Annotated in this window: 13 protein-coding genes; 11 read left to right on the top strand and 2 right to left on the bottom strand. The window is 68.2% G+C overall.

What is annotated here, in order from left to right; genetic code table 11:
• Window positions 1–40: 40 nt before the first annotated feature.
• Window positions 41–997, bottom strand: coding sequence for an ABC transporter substrate-binding protein (locus ACYVIP_RS15425; RefSeq protein ID WP_460396626.1), 957 nt, complete (start codon window positions 995–997; stop codon window positions 41–43).
• A 179-nt stretch (window positions 998–1,176) separates the two neighbouring features.
• Between ACYVIP_RS15425 and ACYVIP_RS15420 the strand changes: the two genes are divergently transcribed.
• The 11 genes from ACYVIP_RS15420 (at window position 1,177) to ACYVIP_RS15370 (ending at window position 20,399) form a co-directional block, all read left to right on the top strand.
• A complete protein-coding gene (locus tag ACYVIP_RS15420) occupies window positions 1,177–2,217 on the top strand; it encodes a glycoside hydrolase family 43 protein (RefSeq protein ID WP_460396624.1) in 1,041 nt (346 codons plus the stop codon).
• Window positions 2,218–2,251: 34 nt separating this feature from the next.
• Window positions 2,252–4,729 carry an alpha-L-arabinofuranosidase C-terminal domain-containing protein gene (locus tag ACYVIP_RS15415; protein WP_460396622.1) on the top strand — a complete coding sequence of 826 codons (2,478 nt, stop codon included), beginning with the start codon at window positions 2,252–2,254 and terminating at the stop codon, window positions 4,727–4,729.
• On the top strand, window positions 4,726–6,186 hold the full coding sequence (locus ACYVIP_RS15410; RefSeq protein ID WP_460396620.1) for a family 43 glycosylhydrolase: 1,461 nt from the start codon (window positions 4,726–4,728) through the stop codon (window positions 6,184–6,186). Before ACYVIP_RS15415 ends, ACYVIP_RS15410 begins: the two co-directional genes overlap by 4 nt.
• Before the next feature lie 134 nt (window positions 6,187–6,320).
• The gene (locus tag ACYVIP_RS15405) at window positions 6,321–7,313 is read left to right on the top strand and encodes a LacI family DNA-binding transcriptional regulator (RefSeq protein WP_460396617.1); all 993 of its coding nucleotides are present in this window, start codon (window positions 6,321–6,323) and stop codon (window positions 7,311–7,313) included.
• Window positions 7,314–7,395: 82 nt separating this feature from the next.
• Window positions 7,396–9,057 (top strand): ribulokinase, encoded by a 1,662-nt coding sequence (gene araB / locus ACYVIP_RS15400; RefSeq protein ID WP_460396615.1) that lies wholly within the window; start codon window positions 7,396–7,398, stop codon window positions 9,055–9,057.
• Window positions 9,054–9,701: an L-ribulose-5-phosphate 4-epimerase gene (locus ACYVIP_RS15395; protein WP_460396613.1), complete on the top strand. Its 648-nt coding sequence runs from the start codon at window positions 9,054–9,056 to the stop codon at window positions 9,699–9,701. The genes araB and ACYVIP_RS15395 overlap by 4 nt, the downstream gene beginning before the upstream one ends.
• Window positions 9,702–9,723: 22 nt before the next feature.
• Window positions 9,724–11,232, top strand: a complete 1,509-nt coding sequence (gene araA / locus ACYVIP_RS15390) for an L-arabinose isomerase (protein ID WP_460396611.1) — start codon at window positions 9,724–9,726, stop codon at window positions 11,230–11,232.
• 20 nt (window positions 11,233–11,252) lie between these two features.
• The gene (gene chvE, locus ACYVIP_RS15385) at window positions 11,253–12,368 is read left to right on the top strand and encodes a multiple monosaccharide ABC transporter substrate-binding protein (protein ID WP_460396609.1); all 1,116 of its coding nucleotides are present in this window, start codon (window positions 11,253–11,255) and stop codon (window positions 12,366–12,368) included.
• Window positions 12,368–13,903: a multiple monosaccharide ABC transporter ATP-binding protein gene (gene mmsA / locus ACYVIP_RS15380; protein ID WP_460396607.1), complete on the top strand. Its 1,536-nt coding sequence runs from the start codon at window positions 12,368–12,370 to the stop codon at window positions 13,901–13,903. Before chvE ends, mmsA begins: the two co-directional genes overlap by 1 nt.
• Window positions 13,904–13,911: 8 nt before the next feature.
• Complete coding sequence (gene mmsB / locus ACYVIP_RS15375; RefSeq protein WP_460396959.1) at window positions 13,912–15,129, top strand: multiple monosaccharide ABC transporter permease; 1,218 nt, start codon at window positions 13,912–13,914, stop codon at window positions 15,127–15,129.
• Between the two features lie 20 nt (window positions 15,130–15,149).
• Window positions 15,150–20,399 carry a leucine-rich repeat domain-containing protein gene (locus tag ACYVIP_RS15370; RefSeq protein ID WP_460396605.1) on the top strand — a complete coding sequence of 1,750 codons (5,250 nt, stop codon included), beginning with the start codon at window positions 15,150–15,152 and terminating at the stop codon, window positions 20,397–20,399.
• Here ACYVIP_RS15370 and ACYVIP_RS15365 read toward each other — a convergent pair.
• Window positions 20,390–20,713: a spore germination protein GerW family protein gene (locus ACYVIP_RS15365; protein WP_460396603.1), complete on the bottom strand. Its 324-nt coding sequence runs from the start codon at window positions 20,711–20,713 to the stop codon at window positions 20,390–20,392. The two genes, ACYVIP_RS15370 and ACYVIP_RS15365, sit on opposite strands and share 10 nt — an antisense overlap.
• Window positions 20,714–20,717: the final 4 nt, after the last annotated feature.

The following is a 20,717-nucleotide window of genomic DNA, read 5'->3' as shown; positions in this document are numbered from 1 at the left end:
CTGCGCCTTGTCTACTGTGGACGTCTGCTGTGGACGGTGATCAGTACTGCCGGTCCGGGAGCGCGGTCTTGGCCTGCTCCTGGGTGAAGGTGCCCTCCTCGGTGACCACCCTGGTCGGCACCTCCTCGCCGGCGACCACCTTCTCCGCCAGGTCCATCAGCTGCTCGCCGAGCAACGGGTTGCACTCCACGATGAAGTTGATCTCACCGGCGGCCAGCGCCTCCATGCCGGCCTTCACCGCGTCCACGGTGATGATCTTGATGTCCTTGCCGGGCACCTTGCCGGCCGCCTTGATCGCCTCGATGGCGCCGAGGCCCATGTCGTCGTTGTGCGCGTAGACCACGTCGATGTCCGGAGTGGACCGCAGGAACGCCTCCATCACCTGCTTTCCGCCGGAGCGGGTGAAGTCGCCGGTCTGCGAGGCGACGATCTTGACCTCCGGCCGGGAGGCGATCACCTCCTCGAAGCCCTCCTTGCGGTCGATGGCGGGCGCGGCGCCGGTGGTGCCCTGCAACTCGACCACCTGCTGCGGTCCGGTCGCGTTGTCCAGCAGCCATTCGGCGGCCTTCTTGCCCTCCTCGACGAAGTCCGAGCCGAGGAAGGTCTTGTACAGCGAGGTGTCCTCGGAGTCGATGGCGCGGTCGGTGAGGATCACCGGGATGTTGGCGCGCTTGGCCTCCAGCAGCACGGTGTCCCAGCCGGTCTCCACCACCGGGCTGAACGCGATCACGTCCACCTTCTGCTGGACGTAGGAGCGGATCGCCTTGATCTGGTTCTCCTGTTTCTGCTGCGCGTCGGAGAACTTGAGCTCGATACCGGCGGCCTTCGCCGCCTCCTGGACCGACTTGGTGTTCGCGGTCCGCCAGCCGCTCTCCGCCCCGACCTGGGCGAACCCCATCGTGATCGTGCCGTCGTCGCCGGACGTGTCGCCCGAGGAGCCAGCACCGCACGCGGTCAGCAGGACCGCGGCGAACGCGATCGTGATCTTCTTCAGCACCTTTGCTCTTCCTCCGTGTGGACGGTGCGTGACCCATGTCACTGGGCCACTAGAGTGAACGCTCACAGTGCGCACGTCAACCCCGGCGGTGGGAGATCGTGCTCTGATTGACACCTATCGCGAAGGCGTTCTATGTTAGCGCTAACTTCGCAGTGTTGTGGCCGACCGAAGGACCCACCATGCGGGCACCGTTGTCTCGTCGCCGGCTCCCCGTCCTGCTCGTGCTCGTCGTGCTGGCGGCCGGTTTCCTCACCCCGCCGGCGGTCGCGGGCCAGCGGTACGCGGGCTACCTGTTCCTCTACTTCACCGGCGAGGGCACCTCGGCGGGCGAGCAGGTGTACCTCGCGGCCAGCAGGGGCAACGACCCGCTGCGCTTCGACGAGCTGGCCGGCGGCCGTCCGGTGCTCACGTCCTCGTTGGGGGACAAGGGAGTCCGCGACCCGTTCATCATCCGCTCGCCGCGCGGCGACCGGTTCTACCTGATCGCCACCGACCTGCGCATCCACGGCAACGGCGACTGGGACGCCGCACAACGCTTCGGCAGCAAGCACATCGAGGTCTGGGAGTCCACCGACCTGGTGCACTGGTCGGCACAGCGGCACGTGCGGGTCTCGCCGGACACCGCGGGCAACACCTGGGCGCCGGAGGCCTTCTGGGACCGGGAGATCAACGCCTACGTGGTGTTCTGGGCCTCGAAGCTCTACGCCGCCGACGATCCCGACCACACCGGCGACTCCTACAACCGGATGCTCTACGCCACCACCCGCGACTTCCGCACGTTCTCCACGCCGCGCGTCTGGGTCGACCCCGGCCACTCGGTGATCGACTCCACGATCGTCGAGCACCGCGGCACCTATTACCGGTACACCAAGGACGAGCGCGGCGCGAGCCCGGACGCGCCGTGCGGGAAGTTCATCGTCGCGGAGCGGTCGACCCGGCTGCGGGCCACCGACTACGACTTCGTCGCCGAGTGTGTCGGCGCCGGGCACCTCAGCCGGGGTGAGGGGCCGACGGTGTTCAAGTCCAACACCGAGGACCGCTGGTACCTGTTCATCGACGAGTTCGGCGGCCGGGGCTACGTCCCGTTCCAGACCACCGACCTCGCCGCCGGCAGCTGGCAGCCCACCACCGGCCACGACCTGCCGGCGAGCCCCCGGCACGGCACCGTGCTGCCGGTCACCCAGTCCGAACTGGACGCGGTGCGCGCGGCCTTTCCCTGACCTGACGCCGGGACCTGACGCGAGGAGTACGGACATGTACCGAACCTGGCTGCTGCCAGTGCTCGCCGCGACCATGGTCGTCGCCCTGCCTGGTTCCGGCCAGGCCGCCGAGTCCGACTACACGGTGACCGTCGACGCCACCGGCACCGGCGCGCACATCGCGCCGGACATGTACGGGGTGTTCTTCGAGGACATCAACCGCGCGGCCGACGGCGGCCTGTACGCCGAACTCGTGCAGAACCGGTCGTTCGAGTACGACCCCGCCGACAACGCGAGCTACACCCCGCTCACCGGCTGGGCGCCGCACAGCGGCGATCCCCTGGTCGTCGACGACGACGGCCGGCTCAACGAGCGCAACCGGCGCTACCTGCGCCTGGACCTGCCGGCCGGGGTGATCAACGCCGGCTACAACTCGGGCATCCGCCTGGAGCGGGGAAAGCGGTACGACTTCGCGGTCTGGGCGGCCGGCAGCGAACCGAACACCCCACTCACCGCCGCGCTCACCGACCCCGCCGGGCGCAACCTGGCCGCCCCGCTGCGGATCACCGTCGCCGGCGACGGCTGGACCCGCCACACCGGCACGTTCACCGCGACCACCGCGAGCACCACCGGCAGGCTGCTGGTCAGCGCGGGCGGCACCGGCACGCTGCGGCTGGACATGGTCTCACTCTTTCCCCGGGACACCTTCAAGAACCGGCCCAACGGCCTGCGCAGGGACCTCGCCGAGAAGATCGCCGCGCTGGACCCCGGGTTCGTCCGCTTCCCCGGCGGGTGTCTGGTCAACACCGGCAGCCACTACGGCTACGAGGCACCGAACTGGGAGCGGCGCCGATCCTACCAGTGGAAAGACACCATCGGCCCGGTCGAACAGCGCGCCACCAACGCGAACTTCTGGGGCTACAACCAGTCCTACGGCCTTGGCTACTTCGAGTACTTCCAGTTCGCCGAGGACATCGGCGCCATGCCCCTGCCGGTGGTGCCCGCGCTGGTCACCGGCTGCGGGCAGAACCAGGCGACCGACGACCCGGCACTGCTGGCCCGCCACATCCAGGACACTCTCGACCTGATCGAGTTCGCCAACGGCCCGGCCGACTCCCCGTGGGGCGCCCGGCGTGCGGCCATGGGCCACCCGGCGCCGTTTCGCCTCACCCACCTCGCGGTCGGCAACGAGGAGAACCTGCCCGACGAGTTCTTCGCCCGCTTCACCCAGTTCCGCGCGGCGATCGAGGCCAGGTACCCGGAGATCACGGTGGTCGGCAACTCCGGGCCGGACGACACCGGCGGCACCTTCGACCGGCTCTGGCAGCTCAACCGGGACGCCGGCGTGGCGATGGTCGACGAGCACTACTACAACAGCCCGAACTGGTTCCTGCAGAACAACGAGCGCTACGACGACTACGACCGCGACGGGCCGAAGGTGTTCCTCGGCGAGTACGCCTCGCAGGACAACCGGTTCCGCAACGCGCTCGCCGAGGCCGCGTACATGACCGGCCTGGAGCGCAACGCCGACGTGGTGCGGCTGGCCTCCTACGCGCCGTTGCTGGCCAACGAGGACTACGTGCAGTGGCGGCCGGACCTGATCTGGTTCAACAACCACGCCTCCTGGGAGTCGGCGAGCTACCAGGTGCAGAAGCTGTTCATGACCAACGTCGGTGACCACGTGGTGCCGAGCGAGTCCACCGGCACACCGTCCACCCTGGAGCCGATCACCGGCGCGGTCGGACTGTCCACCTGGGGCACCTCGGCCGCCTACGACGACGTGGTGGTGCGCGCGGCCGACGGCACGGAGCTGTTCGCCGACGACTTCGCCGGCACCGACGAGCACTGGACGCCGATCGCCGGCCAGGGCGACTGGTCCATTGTGGATGGCCGGTATGTCCAGTCCGACGCGGTCGCGGAGAACACCATGGTGTCCGCAGGCGACCCCGCCTGGCGCGACTACGACCTGAACGTCAAGGCCACCAAGCTTTCCGGCCGGGAGGGCTTCCTGGTCGCCTTCGGGGTCAGGGACACCGGCAACTACTACTGGTGGAACCTCGGTGGCTGGAACAACACCCAGTCCGCGGTGGAGAAGGCGGAGGGTGGCGGCAAGTCCACCATGCTGGCCGACGCCACCACGGTCGAGACCGGCCGTACCTACGACGTCCGGGTCCAGATTCGCGGCCGGCACGTCGCGCTGTACCTGGACGGCGCGCTGTGGGGCGAGTTCACCGACGACGCGCTCGTGGAGCCGTTCCGCCAGGTGGTCACCCGGGACGAGGTGACCGGTGAGCTGGTGCTCAAGGTGGTCAACGCCCAGGATGACGCCGCACGCACCACCGTGCGGCTCAACGGCGCCGAGGTCGAGCCACGGGCCAGGGTGACGACCCTCCACGGCCACCCCGACGACGTGAACACCCAGTACACCACCCCGATCGCCCCCCAGGAGTCCACAATGGACGTCGCGGGCACGTTCAGTCACACATTCCCACCGAACTCGGTGACGTTCATCAGGATCAGGAGCGCGGGATGACCGGACTCGACCGCAGAACGCTGTTTCGCGCCGGGGGAGTGGCCGCCGCCGCGACCGCGCTGCCGGTGGTGACCGCGACCGCCACGGCCGCCGCCCGTGGTGCCCGGTCCGCGATCCCCACCCGCGACCCACTGGTGGCCCAGCGCGCCGACCCGTTCATCACCCGCCCGGTCGATGGCATGTACTACCTGACGGGCTCGGTGCCCGAGTACGACCGGATCGTGGTCCGCGGCGCGTCCACACTGGACGGTCTGGCGACCGCGCGGGAACGCACCATCTGGCGCCGCCCGGAAAGCGGTCAGCTCGCCGGCTACATCTGGGCGCCGGAGCTGCACCGGATCGACGGCCGCTGGTATGTCTACTTCGCCGCGGGCGACGCCGACGACCCGTTCCGCATCCGTACCTACGTGCTGGAGTCGCCAGACGCCGACCCGCGAGCCCAACACTGGCTACCGCCACGGCGGATGGTCACCGGCTGGGACTCGTTCACCCTGGACGCCACCACCTTCGCCCACCGCGGCAGGCGGTACTTCCTGTGGGCGCAGAGCGAGCCCGGCATCGCCACCAACAGCAACCTCTACATCGCCGAAATGGCCTCCCCGCTGGCGCTGGCGACCCCGCCGGTGCGCATCGCGGTGCCGACCGCGAACTGGGAGACCCAGGGCTTCCGGGTCAACGAGGGGCCCGCGGTGCTGGTCGGCAACGGGCGGGTGTTCGTCACCTTCTCCGCGAGCGCGACCGACGCCCGCTACTGCATGGGCCTGCTCACCGCCGACGAGAACGCCAACCTGCTGGACGCGCGATCCTGGACCAAGTCCGTCGACCCGATCTTCGTGACCAACGCGCAGACCAGCCGGTTCGGTCCGGGGCACAACTCGTTCACCGTCACCGAGGACGGCCGCACCGACGTGCTCGTCTACCACGCCCGCGACTACCGCGACATCGACGGCGACCCGCTGTTCGACCCCAACCGGCACACCCGGGTGCAGCCGCTGGCCTGGAACGAGGACGGCACCCCGAGCTTCGGCGTGCCGATCGGCCAGGGTGGACCGATCAGCCGACTGTCCCCACTGGACGCGCCGAACCTGGTCGTCCGGCACTTCGAGTACCGGCTGCGGGTGGACGGCAACGTCCGCGAGCTGGCCGACTCCCAGTTCCGGTTCGGGCCGGGCCACCTCGGCGCGGCCACGGTGTCCATCGCGGCGGTGACCCACCCCGACCGCTACGTCCTGGCGGGCGAGGTGCCGAGGATCGAGCCGTACGCGGACGACGACGCCTACGGCGCGGCGACCAGCTTCGAGCGGAGACCGGGCCTCGCCGACCCGGACGCGGTGTCGCTACGGTTGATCACCGACCCCGGCGGCTACCTCGCGCACGACGGATCAGGGCGGCTCGTGGTCGCCCGGCCGGGCACGGGACGCGCCGAACGTGAGCGTGCCACGTTCTGGATCCGCTGAAGTGGGACAATGGCGTACGCAAGGGGGGTCCACACAGCGGTGGACGACACGAGGTGACGGCTGAGCATGATCTGAAGCGAGGTTCCGAGGTGGACGACCCGGTAGTGGGTAACAAGGTCGCGCGGGACCCCGCGATGACAGACGTCGCCCGCCTTGCCGGCGTCTCGCACCAGACGGTCTCCCGGGTGCTCAACGGGCATCCCAACGTGCGCGAGCAGACCAGGCTGCGGGTGCGCGCGGCGATCGCCGAGCTCGGCTACCGGCCGAACAAGGCCGCGCGGGCGCTGGTCACCGGGCGTACCCAGCTGATCGGCGTGGTCGCGGCGAACTCGACGCTCTACGGTCCGGCCTCGCTGCTGGCCGCGTTCGAGCTGGCCGCCGGTGAGGCCGGGTTCGCGGTGAGCCTCAAGCGGGTGAACGTGCTGGACCGGTCGTCCATCGCCGAGGCCGTCGAGCACCACCGCGACCAGCGGGTGGCGGGCATCGTGGCGATCGCGCCGACCGCGTCGGCCAACGAGGCGCTCGCCGACGTGCCGGCCGGGGTCCCGCTGGTCACCGTCGACGGCGACCCGGGCCGGGCGACGCCGATGGTGACCGTCGACCAGTACGCCGGCGCGTTCGACGCCACCCGGCACCTGCTGGCGGCCGGGCACCGCACGGTGTGGCACGTGTCCGGCCCGCCGGACTGGTTTGACGCCAAGGGCCGGGTGGCCGGCTGGCAGGGCGCGCTGGAGGCCGCCGACGTGGAGGTCCCGCCGCTGGTGGCCGCCGACTGGAGTGCCGCGGCCGGCTACCGCGCCGGCCAGATGCTGGCCAGGATGCCGGAGGTGACGGCGGTCTTCGCCGCCAACGACCACCTGGCGCTCGGCATCCTGCGCGCGATGAGCGAGCGCGGCAAGCGGGTGCCGTCGGACATGAGCATCGTCGGCTTCGACGACGTCCCCGAGTCGGCCTACTTCATCCCCCCGCTCACCACCGTCCGGCCCGACTTCGACGCCGTGGCCCGCGAGACCCTCGACCTCCTGCTGGCCCAGGTCGAGCGCAGCGACACCAACGGCCGCCCCTCCCAGCGCACCGTCGCCCCCACCCTCATCTCCCGCGACAGCGTCGCCCCGCCCCCCGCCTGACCCCAGCCCGGGTTGTGGGCGTTCACCTGCGAGGCCGTGGTGTGGGTTGACGGGGGGAATGTTAGCGATAACACTGCGAAGCATGGTGAACGAGCCGGTGGTGGTTGGCGTTGACTTCGGCACGCTGTCCGGCCGTGCGGTCGTGGTGCGGGTGCGCGACGGGGCGGAACTCGGGAGCGCGGTGCACGACTACGCGCACGGGGTGGTCGACGAGACGTTGCCGGGCACCGGCGCGGCACTGCCGCCGGACTGGGCGTTGCAGGTGCCGAGCGACTACGTCGACGTGTTACGCACGGCCGTCCCGGCCGCGGTGCGTGCCGCCGAGGTCGATCCCGGTGACGTGATCGGCATCGGCACCGACTTCACCGCGTGCACGATGATCCCGACCACCGCCGACGGCACCCCGCTGTGCGAGCTGGCCGAGTTCGCCGGCAACCCGCACGCCTACGTCAAACTGTGGAAGCACCACGCCGCCCAGCCGCAGGCCGACCGGATCAACCGGCTGGCCGCCGACCGCGCGGAGAAGTGGCTGCCCCGCTACGGCGGGCTGATCTCCTCGGAGTGGGAGTTCGCCAAGGGCCTGCAGGTGCTCGAGGAGGCGCCCGAGGTCTACGCGGCCATGGCGCACTGGGTCGAGGCCGCCGACTGGATCGTCTGGCAGCTCACCGGCCGCTACGTGCGCAACGCCTGCACGGCCGGCTACAAGGGCATCCGCCAGGACGGCGCCTACCCGTCGTCGGACTTCCTGCGCGAGCTGAACCCGGAGTTCGGCACGTTCGTCGTGGACAAGCTCAACCAGCCCATCGGCCAGCTCGGCGACCGGGCGGGCGAGCTGTCCACACTGGCCGCGTACTGGACCGGACTCACCGCCGGCATCGCGGTGGCCGTCGGCAACGTCGACGCGCACGTGACCGCCCCGGCCGCCCGCGCGGTCGAGCCCGGCCGGATGGTCGCGATCATGGGCACCTCCACCTGCCATGTGATGAACGGCGCGGAACTGCGTGACGTGCCGGGCATGTGCGGCGTGGTGGACGGCGGGATCGTGCCGGGGCTGTGGGGCTACGAGGCCGGCCAGAGCGGCGTGGGCGACATCTTCGCCTGGTACGTCGACCACCAGGTGCCGCCCGCCTACCACGAGCGCGCCCGGGAGCGCGGTGTCTCGGTGCACGAGCTGCTCACCGAACTCGCCGCCGCGCAACGAATCGGGGCGCACGGGCTGGTCGCGCTCGACTGGCACAGCGGCAACCGGTCGGTGCTGGTGGACCACGAGCTGTCCGGTGTCGTCCTCGGCCAGACGTTGGCCACCAGGGCCGAGGACGTCTACCGGGCGCTGCTCGAGGCGACCGCGTTCGGCACCAGGGTGATCATCGACGCGTTCACCGACGCCGGGGTGCCGGTCAGGGAGCTGGTCGTCGCGGGCGGACTGCTGCGCAACCAGCTGCTCATGCAGATCTACGCCGACGTGACCAACCTGCCGCTGCGCACGATCGGCTCCGCGCAGGGACCGGCACTGGGCTCGGCGATCCACGCCGCGGTCGCCGCCGGTGCCTACCCCGACATCCGGGCCGCGGCCGAGGCGATGGGGGCCAACGACGGCGCCACCTACCAACCCGTCGAGGCCAATGTGGACATCTATGAGCGGTTGTTCGCCGAGTACGCCGAGCTGCACGACTACTTCGGCCGCGGCGGCAACGACGTGCTGCGCCGGCTGAAGGCGTCGCGGCGGCAGGCGGTCGGCGAATGATCGACGAGCTGCGCGCGACCGTCGCGCTGCTGCACCGGGAGCTGACCCGCTACGGGCTGGTCAGCTGGACCGCGGGCAACGTGTCGGCCCGCGTCCCCGGCGAGGACCTGATGGTGATCAAACCGTCCGGGGTGTCCTACGACGAGCTGAGCCCGGACTCCATGGTGGTGACCGACCTGTACGGCACGCTGGTCGACGGTGAGCTCGTGCCGTCGTCGGACACCGCGGCACACGCCTACGTCTACCGGCACCTGCCGGAGGTCGGCGGCGTGGCGCACACGCACTCGCCCTACGCCACCGCGTGGGCCGCGCGCGGTGAGCCGATCCCGTGCGTGCTCACGATGATCGCCGACGAGTTCGGCGGGGACATCCCGGTCGGTCCGTTCGCGCTCATCGGTGACGACTCCATCGGGCGCGGCATCGTGGACACGTTGCGCGACAGCAGATCCCGGGCGGTGCTGATGCGCAACCACGGGCCGTTCACCGTCGGCAAGGACGCCAGGGCCGCGGTGAAGGCCGCGGTACTGGTCGAGGACGTCGCCCGCACCGTCCACTTCGCACACCAGCTCGGCACGCCGGACACGATCGACCAGCAGCACGTCGACCACCTCTACGCGCGCTACCAGAACGTCTACGGGCAGTAGCCCAGCAAAGGGGGAGGCCAACGTGTCGTCTGCCGCCAAGCCACAGGTCTGGTTCCTGACCGGGAGCCAGCACCTCTACGGCGCCGAGACGCTGGCGCAGGTCGCGAGCCAGTCACAGCAGATCCAGCGGATGCTCAGCGAAAGCGGCCCGGGGATCAGCGCGGAACTGGTGTGGCGTCCGGTGCTCACCGACTCGGTGGCGATCCGCACCGTGCTGTCCGAGGCCAACAGCGATCCGGCGTGTGTCGGCGTGATCGCGTGGATGCACACGTTCTCGCCGGCGAAGATGTGGATCACCGGCCTGGACGTGCTGCGCAAACCGTTGCTGCACCTGCACACCCAGCTCAACGAGTCGCTGCCGTGGGCCACCATCGACATGGACTTCATGAACCTGAACCAGGCCGCGCACGGTGACCGCGAGTTCGGCTTCGTGCAGACCAGGCTCGGCGTCGCGCGCAAGACGGTGGTCGGGCACGCCACCGATCCGGTGGTGGTGCGCCGGATCGACGAGTGGGTGCGCGCGGCCACCGGACACCACCACCTGCGCACCCTGCGCCTGGCGCGCTTCGGCGACAACATGCGCGACGTCGCGGTGACCGAGGGGGACAAGGTCGAGGCGGAGCTGCGGTTCGGCGTCTCGGTGAACACCTACGGCGTCAACGATCTGGTGGCGCTGGTGGACGCGGTGGCCGAGGACGAGGTGGACCTGCTGGTCGCCGACTACGCGGACACCTACCTGCTCGACCCCGATCTGGCGCGGGGCGCCGCGCGCCACGAGTCGCTGCGCTACGCGGCGCGGATCGAGGCCGGGCTGCGGCAGTTTCTCACCGACGGCGGCTTCGGCGCGTTCACCACGAACTTCCAGGATCTCGGTGGCCTGCGGCAGTTGCCCGGTCTCGCGGTGCAGCGGCTGATGGCCGACGGCTACGGCTTCGGCGGCGAGGGCGACTGGAAGACCTCGGCGATGCTGGCGGCGGTCAAGGCCATGGGCGTCGGCACCGGGCGGGGCAGCTCGTTCATGGAGGACTACACCTACCACTTCGGACCGGGCACGCCGAAAGTGCTGGGCGCGCACATGCTCGAGGTCTGCCCGACGATCGCGGCCGCCACGCCGTCCTGCGAGATCCACCCGCTGGGCATCGGCGACCGCGAGGACCCGGTGCGGCTGGTGTTCGACGCCGCCGCCGGCCCGGCCGTCGTGGTCGGGCTGACCGACCTCGGTGACCGGTTCCGGTTGGTGGCCAACGAGATCAACGTCGTGCCGCCGACCGAGCCGTTGCCGAACCTGCCGGTCGCGCGCGCGGTGTGGGAGCCGACGCCCGCGCTGACGACCTCGGCGGAGTGCTGGCTCACCGCGGGCGGCCCGCATCACACCGTGCTCACCCAGGCGGTCGGTTCGGCCGTGCTGCGGGACTTCGCCCGGATGGTCGACACCGAGCTGGTGCTGATCGACCAGGACACCACGACCGACGCGTTCGCCGACCGGCTGCGCTGGAACCAGGCATACCACCGGCTCGCCAAGGGCCTCTGAGCGCGAAGATGGGAGAAACAATGAGGTTTCCACGGTTAGTGGCGGCGATTACGGCCACCGCCGCGCTGGTGCTCGCCGGCTGTGGCTCGTCGGAGAAGACCGTCGACGAGGAGCCGAAGTCGGCCGACGGCGCGCTGGTCGGCGTGACCATGCCGACCCGGTCGTCGGAGCGCTGGATCCATGACGGCGACAACATCAAGAAGGCGTTGGAGGAACTGGGTTACCAGGTCGACCTGCAGTACGCGGAGAACGACATCCCGACCCAGGCCAACCAGATCGAGAACCAGATCACCAAGGGCGCGCGGGTGCTGATCGTCGCGTCCATCGACGGCAAGGCGCTCACCTCACAGCTCCAGCAGGCCGCCGACAGCGACATCCCGGTGATCTCCTACGACCGGCTCATCCGCAACAGCCCCAACGTGGACTACTACGCCTCGTTCGACAACTTCAAGGTCGGTGTGCAGCAGGGGACCTCGCTGCTGACCGGACTCGGCCTGCTCAACGCAGACGGGTCGCCGGGCACGGCGAAGGGCCCATTGAACATCGAGCTGTTCGCCGGATCGCCGGACGACAACAACGCCACGTTCTTCTTCGACGGCGCCATGTCCGTGCTGCAGGAACACATCGACGCCGGCCACCTGGTCGTCCGCAGTGGACAGACGGACTTCCGCACGATCGCCATCCTGCGCTGGGACCCGGCGACCGCGCAGCGGCGGATGGAGGACCTGCTCACCTCGACCTACGGCGGCGCGCGGGTGGACGGCGTGCTCTCGCCCTACGACGGGTTGTCCATCGGCATCCTGTCCGCGCTGCGCAGCAGCGGCTACGGCACTGGTGAGCAGCCATACCCGGTGGTGACCGGGCAGGACGCCGAGGTCGCCTCGGTGAAGTCGATCATCGCCGACGAGCAGTACTCGACGATCCACAAGGACACCAGGGAACTGGCAAAGGTGTCGGTGCGGATGGCCGACGCCGTGCTCAAGGGCGACGAGCCGGAGGTCAACAACACCGAGGACTACGAGAACGGCGAGAAGGTCGTGCCGGCCTTCCTGCTCGAACCGGTGATCGTGGACAAGACCAACTACCAGAAGGCGCTCATCGACACCGGGTACTACACCGCCGACCAGATCAAGTGATGACCGACGACATCCTGCGGATGCACGGGATCACCAAGTCGTTTCCCGGCGTGACCGCGCTGCACGAGGTCGAGCTGTCCGTGCGGCGTGGGGAGATCCATGGCATCTGCGGGGAGAACGGTGCCGGCAAGTCGACGTTGATGAAGATCCTCTCCGGGGTGCATCCGCACGGGTCGTACTCCGGAGAGATCGAGTTCGACGGCGAGGTCTGCGCGTTCACCGGCATCCGGGACTCGGAGGCCAGGGGCATCGTGATCATCCACCAGGAGCTGGCGCTGGTGGGGCAGCTGTCCATCGCGGAGAACCTGTTCCTCGGCAACGAGAAGGCCAGCCGGGGGTTCATCGACTGGAACCGCACCAACCACACCGCCCAGCAGCACCTGCGCCGCGTCGGCCTGCGAGAGAACCCGACCATCGCCGCGGGTGACCTCGGCGTCGGCAAGCAGCAGCTGGTCGAGATCGCCAAGGCACTGTCCAAAAAGGTCAGCCTGCTGATCCTGGACGAGCCGACCGCGGCGTTGAACGACGACGACTCCGCGCATCTGCTCGGCCTGCTTCGCGGCCTGCGGGCCGACGGCATCACCTGTGTGGTGATCTCGCACAAGCTCAACGAGATCACCGAGATCTCCGACCGCATCACCATCCTGCGGGACGGCCGCACGGTCGAGACCCTGGACGTGGCGGCCGACCAGGTGACCGAGGAGCGGCTGATCGCCGGCATGGTCGGCCGCGACCTCGAGCACCGCTTCCCGCCCCGGGAGCCCACGGAGCCGGGGGAGGAGGTGCTGCGCATCGAGGACTGGACCGTGCACAGCCCGACCCATCCCGGCCGCAGGGTCGTCGACACGGCGACGCTCTCGTTGCGCCGGGGGGAGATCGTCGGCCTCGCCGGGCTGATGGGCGCCGGCCGCACGGAGTTGGCGATGAGCGTGTTCGGTCGCTCCTATGGGGTGGACATCTCCGGCAGGGTGGTCAAGGACGGTCGGGAGATCGACGTGCGGACCGTGCGGTCGGCGATCCGGCACGGCATCGCCTACGTCAGCGAGGACCGCAAACGCTACGGGCTGAACCTGGTGGCCGACGTCAAACGCAACGTGTCCGCGTCGGGCCTCGGCCTGCTGGCCCGCCGGGGCTGGGTGGACGAACACGAGGAGTTCCGGGTCGCGCAGCGGTTCCGTGACCGGCTGCGGATCAAGACACCCGACGTGCTCACCCCGACACACACGCTCTCCGGCGGCAACCAGCAGAAGGTCGTCCTGGCCAAGTGGATGTTCACCGACCCGGACGTGCTGATCCTCGACGAGCCGACCCGCGGGGTGGACGTCGGCGCCAAGTACGAGATCTACACCATCGTCAACTCCCTTGCCGCGCAGGGAAAGGCGGTGCTGGTGATCAGCTCGGAGCTGCCGGAGCTGCTCGGCCTGTGCGACCGGATCTACGCGTTGTCCGCTGGCCGGGTGACCGGTGAGCTGGCCAGGGCGGAGGCCACCCAGGAGCGCCTGATGCACTTGATGACCCAGGAGGGCGAGCGGTGACTCTCGACATGGTGCCGAAATCCGGAGTGGACGCGCCGGCCGACTCGCCGCGCCGGTCGCGGATCAACCTGCGGCAGAGTGGGATCTACGTCGCGTTCGCGCTGATCGTGGTGCTGTTCACGATCCGGACCGATGGTGCGTTGCTCCAGCCGGGCAACATCTCCAACATCATCGTGCAGAACTCCTACGTGCTGATCCTGGCGATCGGCATGATGATGGTGATCATCAGTGGGCATATCGACCTCTCGGTCGGCTCGGTGGTGGCGGTCACCGGTGCCATCTGCGCGGTACTGACCGTCCAAATGGGACTCCCGTGGTGGTTGGCCGTGCTGGCCACGCTCGGGGCCGGCGCGCTGATCGGTGCCGCGCAGGGGTACTGGATCGCCTACTTCGGCATCCCGGCGTTCATCGTGACCCTCGGTGGGATGCTGGTGTTCCGCGCGCTGACCCTGACCGTGCTGGGAAACCAGGGGATCGGCCCGTTCCCCGACGAGATCCGCACGCTGGCCAACGGGTTCACCGGTGGCTATCTCGGCAATGTCGGCCTCGGTCCGCTCGGTGGCGCGGACATCGTGAGCCTGCTCGCCGGGGTGCTGGTGGTCGCCGGGTTCGCGATGACCCAGTGGCGCAACCGGCGGGCGCGCCTGGAGTACGGGCAGACGGTGGATCCGGTGCCGCTGTTCGTCGGCAAGATCCTGTTCGCCGCGGTCGTGGTGTTGTTCGTGGTGGTGCAGCTGGCGAGGTTCCGCAACCTGCCGTGGGTGCTCGTGTTGCTGGCGGTGCTGGCGCTCGGCTACTCGCTCATGGCCGGCCGCACGGTGTTCGGCCGGCACATCTACGCGGTCGGCGGCAATCTCCAGGCCGCGACGTTGTCGGGCGTGCGGGTCCGGCCGGTGACGTTCTGGGTGTTCGTCAACATGGGCGTGCTGGCCGCGCTCGCCGGGGTGATCTTCGCCGGCCGGCTCAACCAGGCCGGACCGACCGCGGGCAACGCGTTCGAGCTGGACGCGATCGCGGCCGCGTTCATCGGCGGCGCGGCGGTGCAGGGCGGGGTCGGCAAGGTGGTCGGCGCGATCACCGGCGGGCTGATCATGGGTGTGATCAACAACGGCATGTCGCTGACCGGCGCGTCGAGCGAGCAGGTGATGCTGGTGAAGGGCCTGGTGCTGCTGGTGGCCGTGGCCTACGACGTGTGGACCAAGCGGCGCGCCGGTGCCGTGCGCTGAGGCCGCTATCGTGACTGGCCATGGCAGTCGAGGAGGCGACCCGGCGCGTTCAGGAAGCGGCGGACGGCCGGACATCGCTGGATCTCACCGATCTCCGCCTGACCGCGTTACCGGCCGAGGTGGCGGACCTTGTCGGACTTACCGAGTTGCGCCTGGACGGCAACCGGCTCCGGGAGCTACCGGAGTGGCTCGGTGACCTGACCGGGCTGACGACCCTGAGCGTCACCGGCTGTCGACTGGAGGCGGTGCCCGACTGCGTGCGCTCGCTGACCGGGCTGACCGATCTCGGCCTTGGCAAGAACTGGCTGACCAGCCTGCCCGACTGGCTCGGCGAGCTGACCACCCTCACCCGCCTCGATGTCGGCGGCAACCGGCTGGTCGGACTGCCCGACTGGTTCGCCGAGCTGACCGGGCTCACGGCTGTGGGGATCGACGGATGCTGTCTGCACGAGGTCCCTGGCTGGGTTGCCGGGTTGTCGGAGCTGTCCATCGCCGACAACCGGATCGCCGAGATCCCGGACTGGCTCACCGGCGTCACCATCCTCGACGTCGGCGACAACCGGCTTTCGGAGCTGCCGGCCGGACTTGCCGGGTTGACCGAACTGCGGATCAGCGGCAACCGGTTCACCGCACTGCCGGAGTGGCTACGCGAGTGCCCGAACCTCACCCGCCTCGAAGCGGACGACAACTGGCTGGCCGAGGTGCCGGAGTGGCTCGGCGAGCTGACCGCCCTCCGGGAGTTGCGCCTACACCGCAACCGGCTGGCCGAGTTACCAGCCTGCCCGGCCGGTCTCAATGCCCTGAGCATCAGCCACTGCCGGTTCACCGAAGTACCGGCCTGCCTGCGCAGGCTCACCGACATGACCGAACTGTGGCTCAACGACAACTTTCTCCGCGAGCTGCCGGACTGGCTCGGGGAACTGCTGAACCTCACCCACCTGGACGTCTCCGACTGCCAACTCGGCACGGTCCCGCCGTGGTTGCGACAGCTCAGCGGCCTGAAAGAGCTGTCGCTCGCCAAGAACCGGCTCCCCGAGCTTCCAAACTGGCTTGCCGAGTTGACCGACCTGACCAGCCTCCACGTTGGGTACAACCGGCTGACCACGTTGCCGCCGCTGGCATCCCTGACCGAACTCCGGGTCGAGAACAATCTGCTCACCGAGCTTCCCGAACTCACCGGCCTGACCACACTCCACCTGAGCAAGAACCGGTTCACCGCACTCCCAGCCTGGCTCGGCACCCTCACCGGCCTCACCACGCTCGCGCTCCGCGACCTCCACCTGACCGAGGTCCCGGCCTGGTTGCGCGGCCTGACCGACCTGGAAGAGCTGTGGCTTAACAACAACCGGCTCACCGACCTGCCGGACTGGCTGGGCGAGCTGACTGCGCTCACGTCACTGCATCTGGACAGCAACTGGTTCACTGATGTTCCACCACAGCTGGCTGGGCTCTCGAATCTGACCGAACTTGATCTGGCGTGGAACCGGCTGCGTCAGGTGCCGAACTGGCTGTCCGACCTCACCAGCCTCGTTCGTCTCCACTTGGGCGACAACAGGTTCACCAACCTACCGGCAGCACTCGGCGCACTGAGGAACCTGACCACGCTCAGTCTCGCGGACAACTCCCTCGACGAGGTACCGGAGTGGGTCGTCCAGCTCACTGGGCTTACCGACCTGCGACTCGACCGCAACCGGATCGCCGAGTTGCCGAGCTGGATCGGCGACCTAACTCGACTTGCCCATGTGAACTTCAACCAGAACCACCTCACCACCTTGCCGAGTTGCATTGCGGACCTCGGGGGGCTAAAGACTCTGTGGCTGATCAACAATCGACTCGCCAAACTTCCCGAGTCGCTGGCGGCACTCACTGGGCTGGCTGAATTCGCGGTCACCGGAAATCGGCTTACGCATGTTCCTGAGTGGGTAGCCGATCTGCATGGACTCACATATCTCGGTATTGGCGGGTGTCAGCTGAGGGAGATACCTCGATGGGTGGCGGGACTGCGCGGGATCACCAAACTTCATATCATGGCGAATTTGCTGACGAAGTTACCGGACTGGCTGGCTGAATTGTCAGGTATTACTCATCTGTGGGCTGGCGGAAATCCTATAGTGGATCTTCCGGGTGAGCTGTCTTCGCTAGCAGGACTGTCCGTTCTGAATCTCAATGGGTGTCAGTTCATTGGAGTTCCTCCGTGGATTTGTAAGTTGCCGGGACTTCGGGTACTGATGATTGACAATAACCCATTGGTTGAGCTGCCGGACCTGCTTGGTGAGCTGTCCGGATTGACTATTTTGAGCATTACTGGTTGTGGCATAACTGAAGTGCCATCGTGGCTGCGGAGACTCGACGGTCTTGACGCTCTTTATTTGGACAAAAATTCACTGACCGAGTTGCCGGACTGGATATCTGAATTTGCAGAAATGAGCCTGCTTGTACTGGGGGGAAATCAACTAACGGCTCTGCCGCAGTCGATTGGCGATCTAGATAGTCTTACTGATTTGTGGATTGATGGAAACCCTTTCGAGGAATTGCCGGACAGCCTCGGTCGATTGAGTGGTCTCACTGTGCTCAATATTTCCCGATGTCGTCTCGCTCAGTTGCCCGAGTGGTTACGAAGTCTCACTTTTCTTGACTCGCTCTTCGTAATAGATAGTGGGCTGACCGATCTTCCGAATTGGATATCCGACCTGGCCGGACTTACCAAATTGAGTTTGGACCAGAACCGCTTGGTCTCCTTGCCGAACAGTCTCACGCGGTTGGCTGGCCTCACTCAGATACCACTCACGCGCAACAATCTCGTTGCGCTGCCATGGGATTTTGGCACGCTAACTGGACTGTCCACCCTGAAGCTCGCAGGTAACCGAATCAAAGCGCTCCCGGAGAGTTTAGGTGATCTCAGTGACCTGACAGCAGTGTACCTGGATGGGAACCAGCTCACCGTGCTCCCAGGCAGCTTCGCGGCGCTCGCTCGGTTGGAAGTATTGACTGCCAACGGCAATCAATTGACCACCATTCCGGATTGGGTACCAGACCTGCCGTGCCTGACGTATGTATCGGCGAATGACAACCCGCTCGTCAGCCCGCCCCCGGAGATCGCCGCCGCTGGGTCGGACTCGTTGATAGCCTTCATCAGCGCACGTAAGGAAGGCAGCACTGAGCAGTGGCAGTCCAAGTTGCTGGTTGTCGGTGAGGGTGGGGTCGGCAAGACGTCGTTGGTGCGGGCGCTGGCCGGTGACGATCACGATCCCCACGAGCCGTCGACTCACGGACTGGTGGTCGCGGACCTCAAGTTCGCGCACCCCGATGAGCCGGACGTTCAGATGGGACTGAGTGCGTGGGACTTCGGTGGGCAGCAGATCTACCATGCCACGCATCAGTTCTTCCTCACCAACCGGTCGTTGTTCCTGTTGTTGTGGAACTCCCGGTTGGGTTGGGAGCAGGGCAAGCTTCGGTACTGGCTGGACATCATCACCGCTCGGGCACCCGAATCACCCGTTGTGCTTGTCGCCACCCATATCGGCGACCGGCCGGTGGACCTGCCGCTCTATGAGCTGCGCCAGCAGTATCCGAACATCGTCGACAGCCTGTCGGTGGACAACGCGACTCGAGACGGGATCGACGCGCTGCGCGACCGGCTCTCCGCCGAGGCCACCCAGCTCCCGCTGATGGGCTCGGAGTGGCCGACCTCCTGGTTGGCGGCGGCCAACGCGGTGCGGGACGCGCCGGATCGGCACGTCACGCCGGCCAGGATGTGGGAGCTGATGGCCGAGGCCGGCGTTCGCGATGCCACCCAGCAGCGCTATCTCGCCGTGGCACTCCACCAGCTCGGCGACATCCTGTACTACAGCGATGACCCGGAGCTGTCCCAGACCGTTGTGCTGCAACCGGAGTGGGTCAACGACTACATCAGCCTCGTGCTCGACAGTGAGCAGGTCGCTGCCGGGTTCGGGCTGCTCACCCGCGACCACGTCAACGAACTGTGGTCCGAACTCGACCGCGGGCTGCGGGACCACTTTCTTGGCATGATGGACAAGTACGACCTGTCCTACCGGATCGAGGGCGGCCGGGCCGACGACGTCAGCTTGGTGGTGGAACGGCTGCAGTGGGACCCGCCGGACTTCCAGGAAGAATGGGCCGAGGTCGGGCAGCGCGCCAACACCCGCGAGATCCGCGTGCTGTACCGGCTCAACACGATGCCTCCCGGCATCCCCACCTGGTTCATCGCCCGCTCCCACCGCTTCAGCAAGAAACTGCACTGGCGAACAGGGGCGTTGCTCGGGCACGGCGACGGCGAACATCTCGCCCTGGTCCGTGCCGACCGGCACCGCAGTACCGTGGAACTCGCGGTTCGCGGACCATCGCCGGCCAACTTCTTCTCCATCCTCGACGACGGGCTCAACCTGACCCTGGAACGGTTCCCCGGATTGCAGATCACCCGCCAGGTGCCGTGCCCGTGCGCGAACGGCTGCCAGGAGTTCTTCGACTACGAGGACCTCCGCGCCCGCCTCGCCCGCACCCCGTCGCGCGACGAGATCGAGTGCCGCAAGTCGGGCGAGTTCGTCTCCGTGCCCCGCCTGCTCCTCGGCCTCGCACCGTCCGAACGCGACGCCGCCAGGATGAGTCTCGACCAGATCTCCGCGACCCTCGACCAGATCGACGGCAAGCTCGACGACCAGGGCGCCTACCTGCAGCGGATGTTCCTCAAACTGCAACGACTCGCCCAGGTCCAGCAGGAGGCCCGCTGCCCCAGCGTGTTCGCGATCGTCCCGGTCGACAAACGCAAACTGACCGGGTCGGCCTACGAGATCCGGCTCTACTGCGAGGAACCCGGCGCCTGGCACCGGCTCGCCGACGGCGCCGGGTGCTACCCGATCACCCAGCCGGCCGAGTGGTTCCGCAAGCTCGGACCGTACCTGCAGTACCTCCTGATCGCGCTCAAACACGTGACCCCACTCGTCGGCCCGGCCGTCGGCATCGCGGCGGAGAAGGTCGACGATCAGGTCAAGGCCGACTTCGACCTGATGAAGGAACTGGTGACCCAACTACCCGACGAGGTACGCCACCAACCGGAACTGGACACAGTGGACGGTCAGGACGCCAGCCCGGTCGAGCGGGCGGTGACCGAGGCCGACTTCCGCGCGCTGCAGGCGATGCTGGCCAGGCTCGACCCCGACCACACCTGGGGCGGCCTGTCCAGGACGATGAGCCCCGAGGGCCTGACGCTCTACCTGTGCGCCGACCACGTCGCCGGCTACCGTCAGCGGTGACGGCGTCGGCGAATGAGCAACCCGCCGAGCACGGCACCGACCACCGTGCCCACCAACCGGTGTACGTCCACCGCCGGCACCCACCGAACCTGGCCGTCACCGACGACGAACGCGCCGACCGGCCGCGCGAGCACCCCGAGGCCACCGCCATTGCCCTGCTGCCCGTCATGGCTCCGTCCGGTGCCGCCGCCCCCGCCACCGAAGACCCTGGCCGCCGGGATGACCGTGAGCCCGTCCCGCTCGTAGGGCTCGGCGTACACCAGCCGGGCGCTGACGGTCTCCCGCGCCCGGTCGAGCAGCTCGTCGATCGTCATGGCA

The sequence above is a fragment of the Actinophytocola sediminis genome (genome assembly GCF_054779715.1).
The sequence above is the reverse complement of the archived record's forward strand: the minus strand, read 5'-3'. Positions and strand labels throughout refer to the sequence as shown.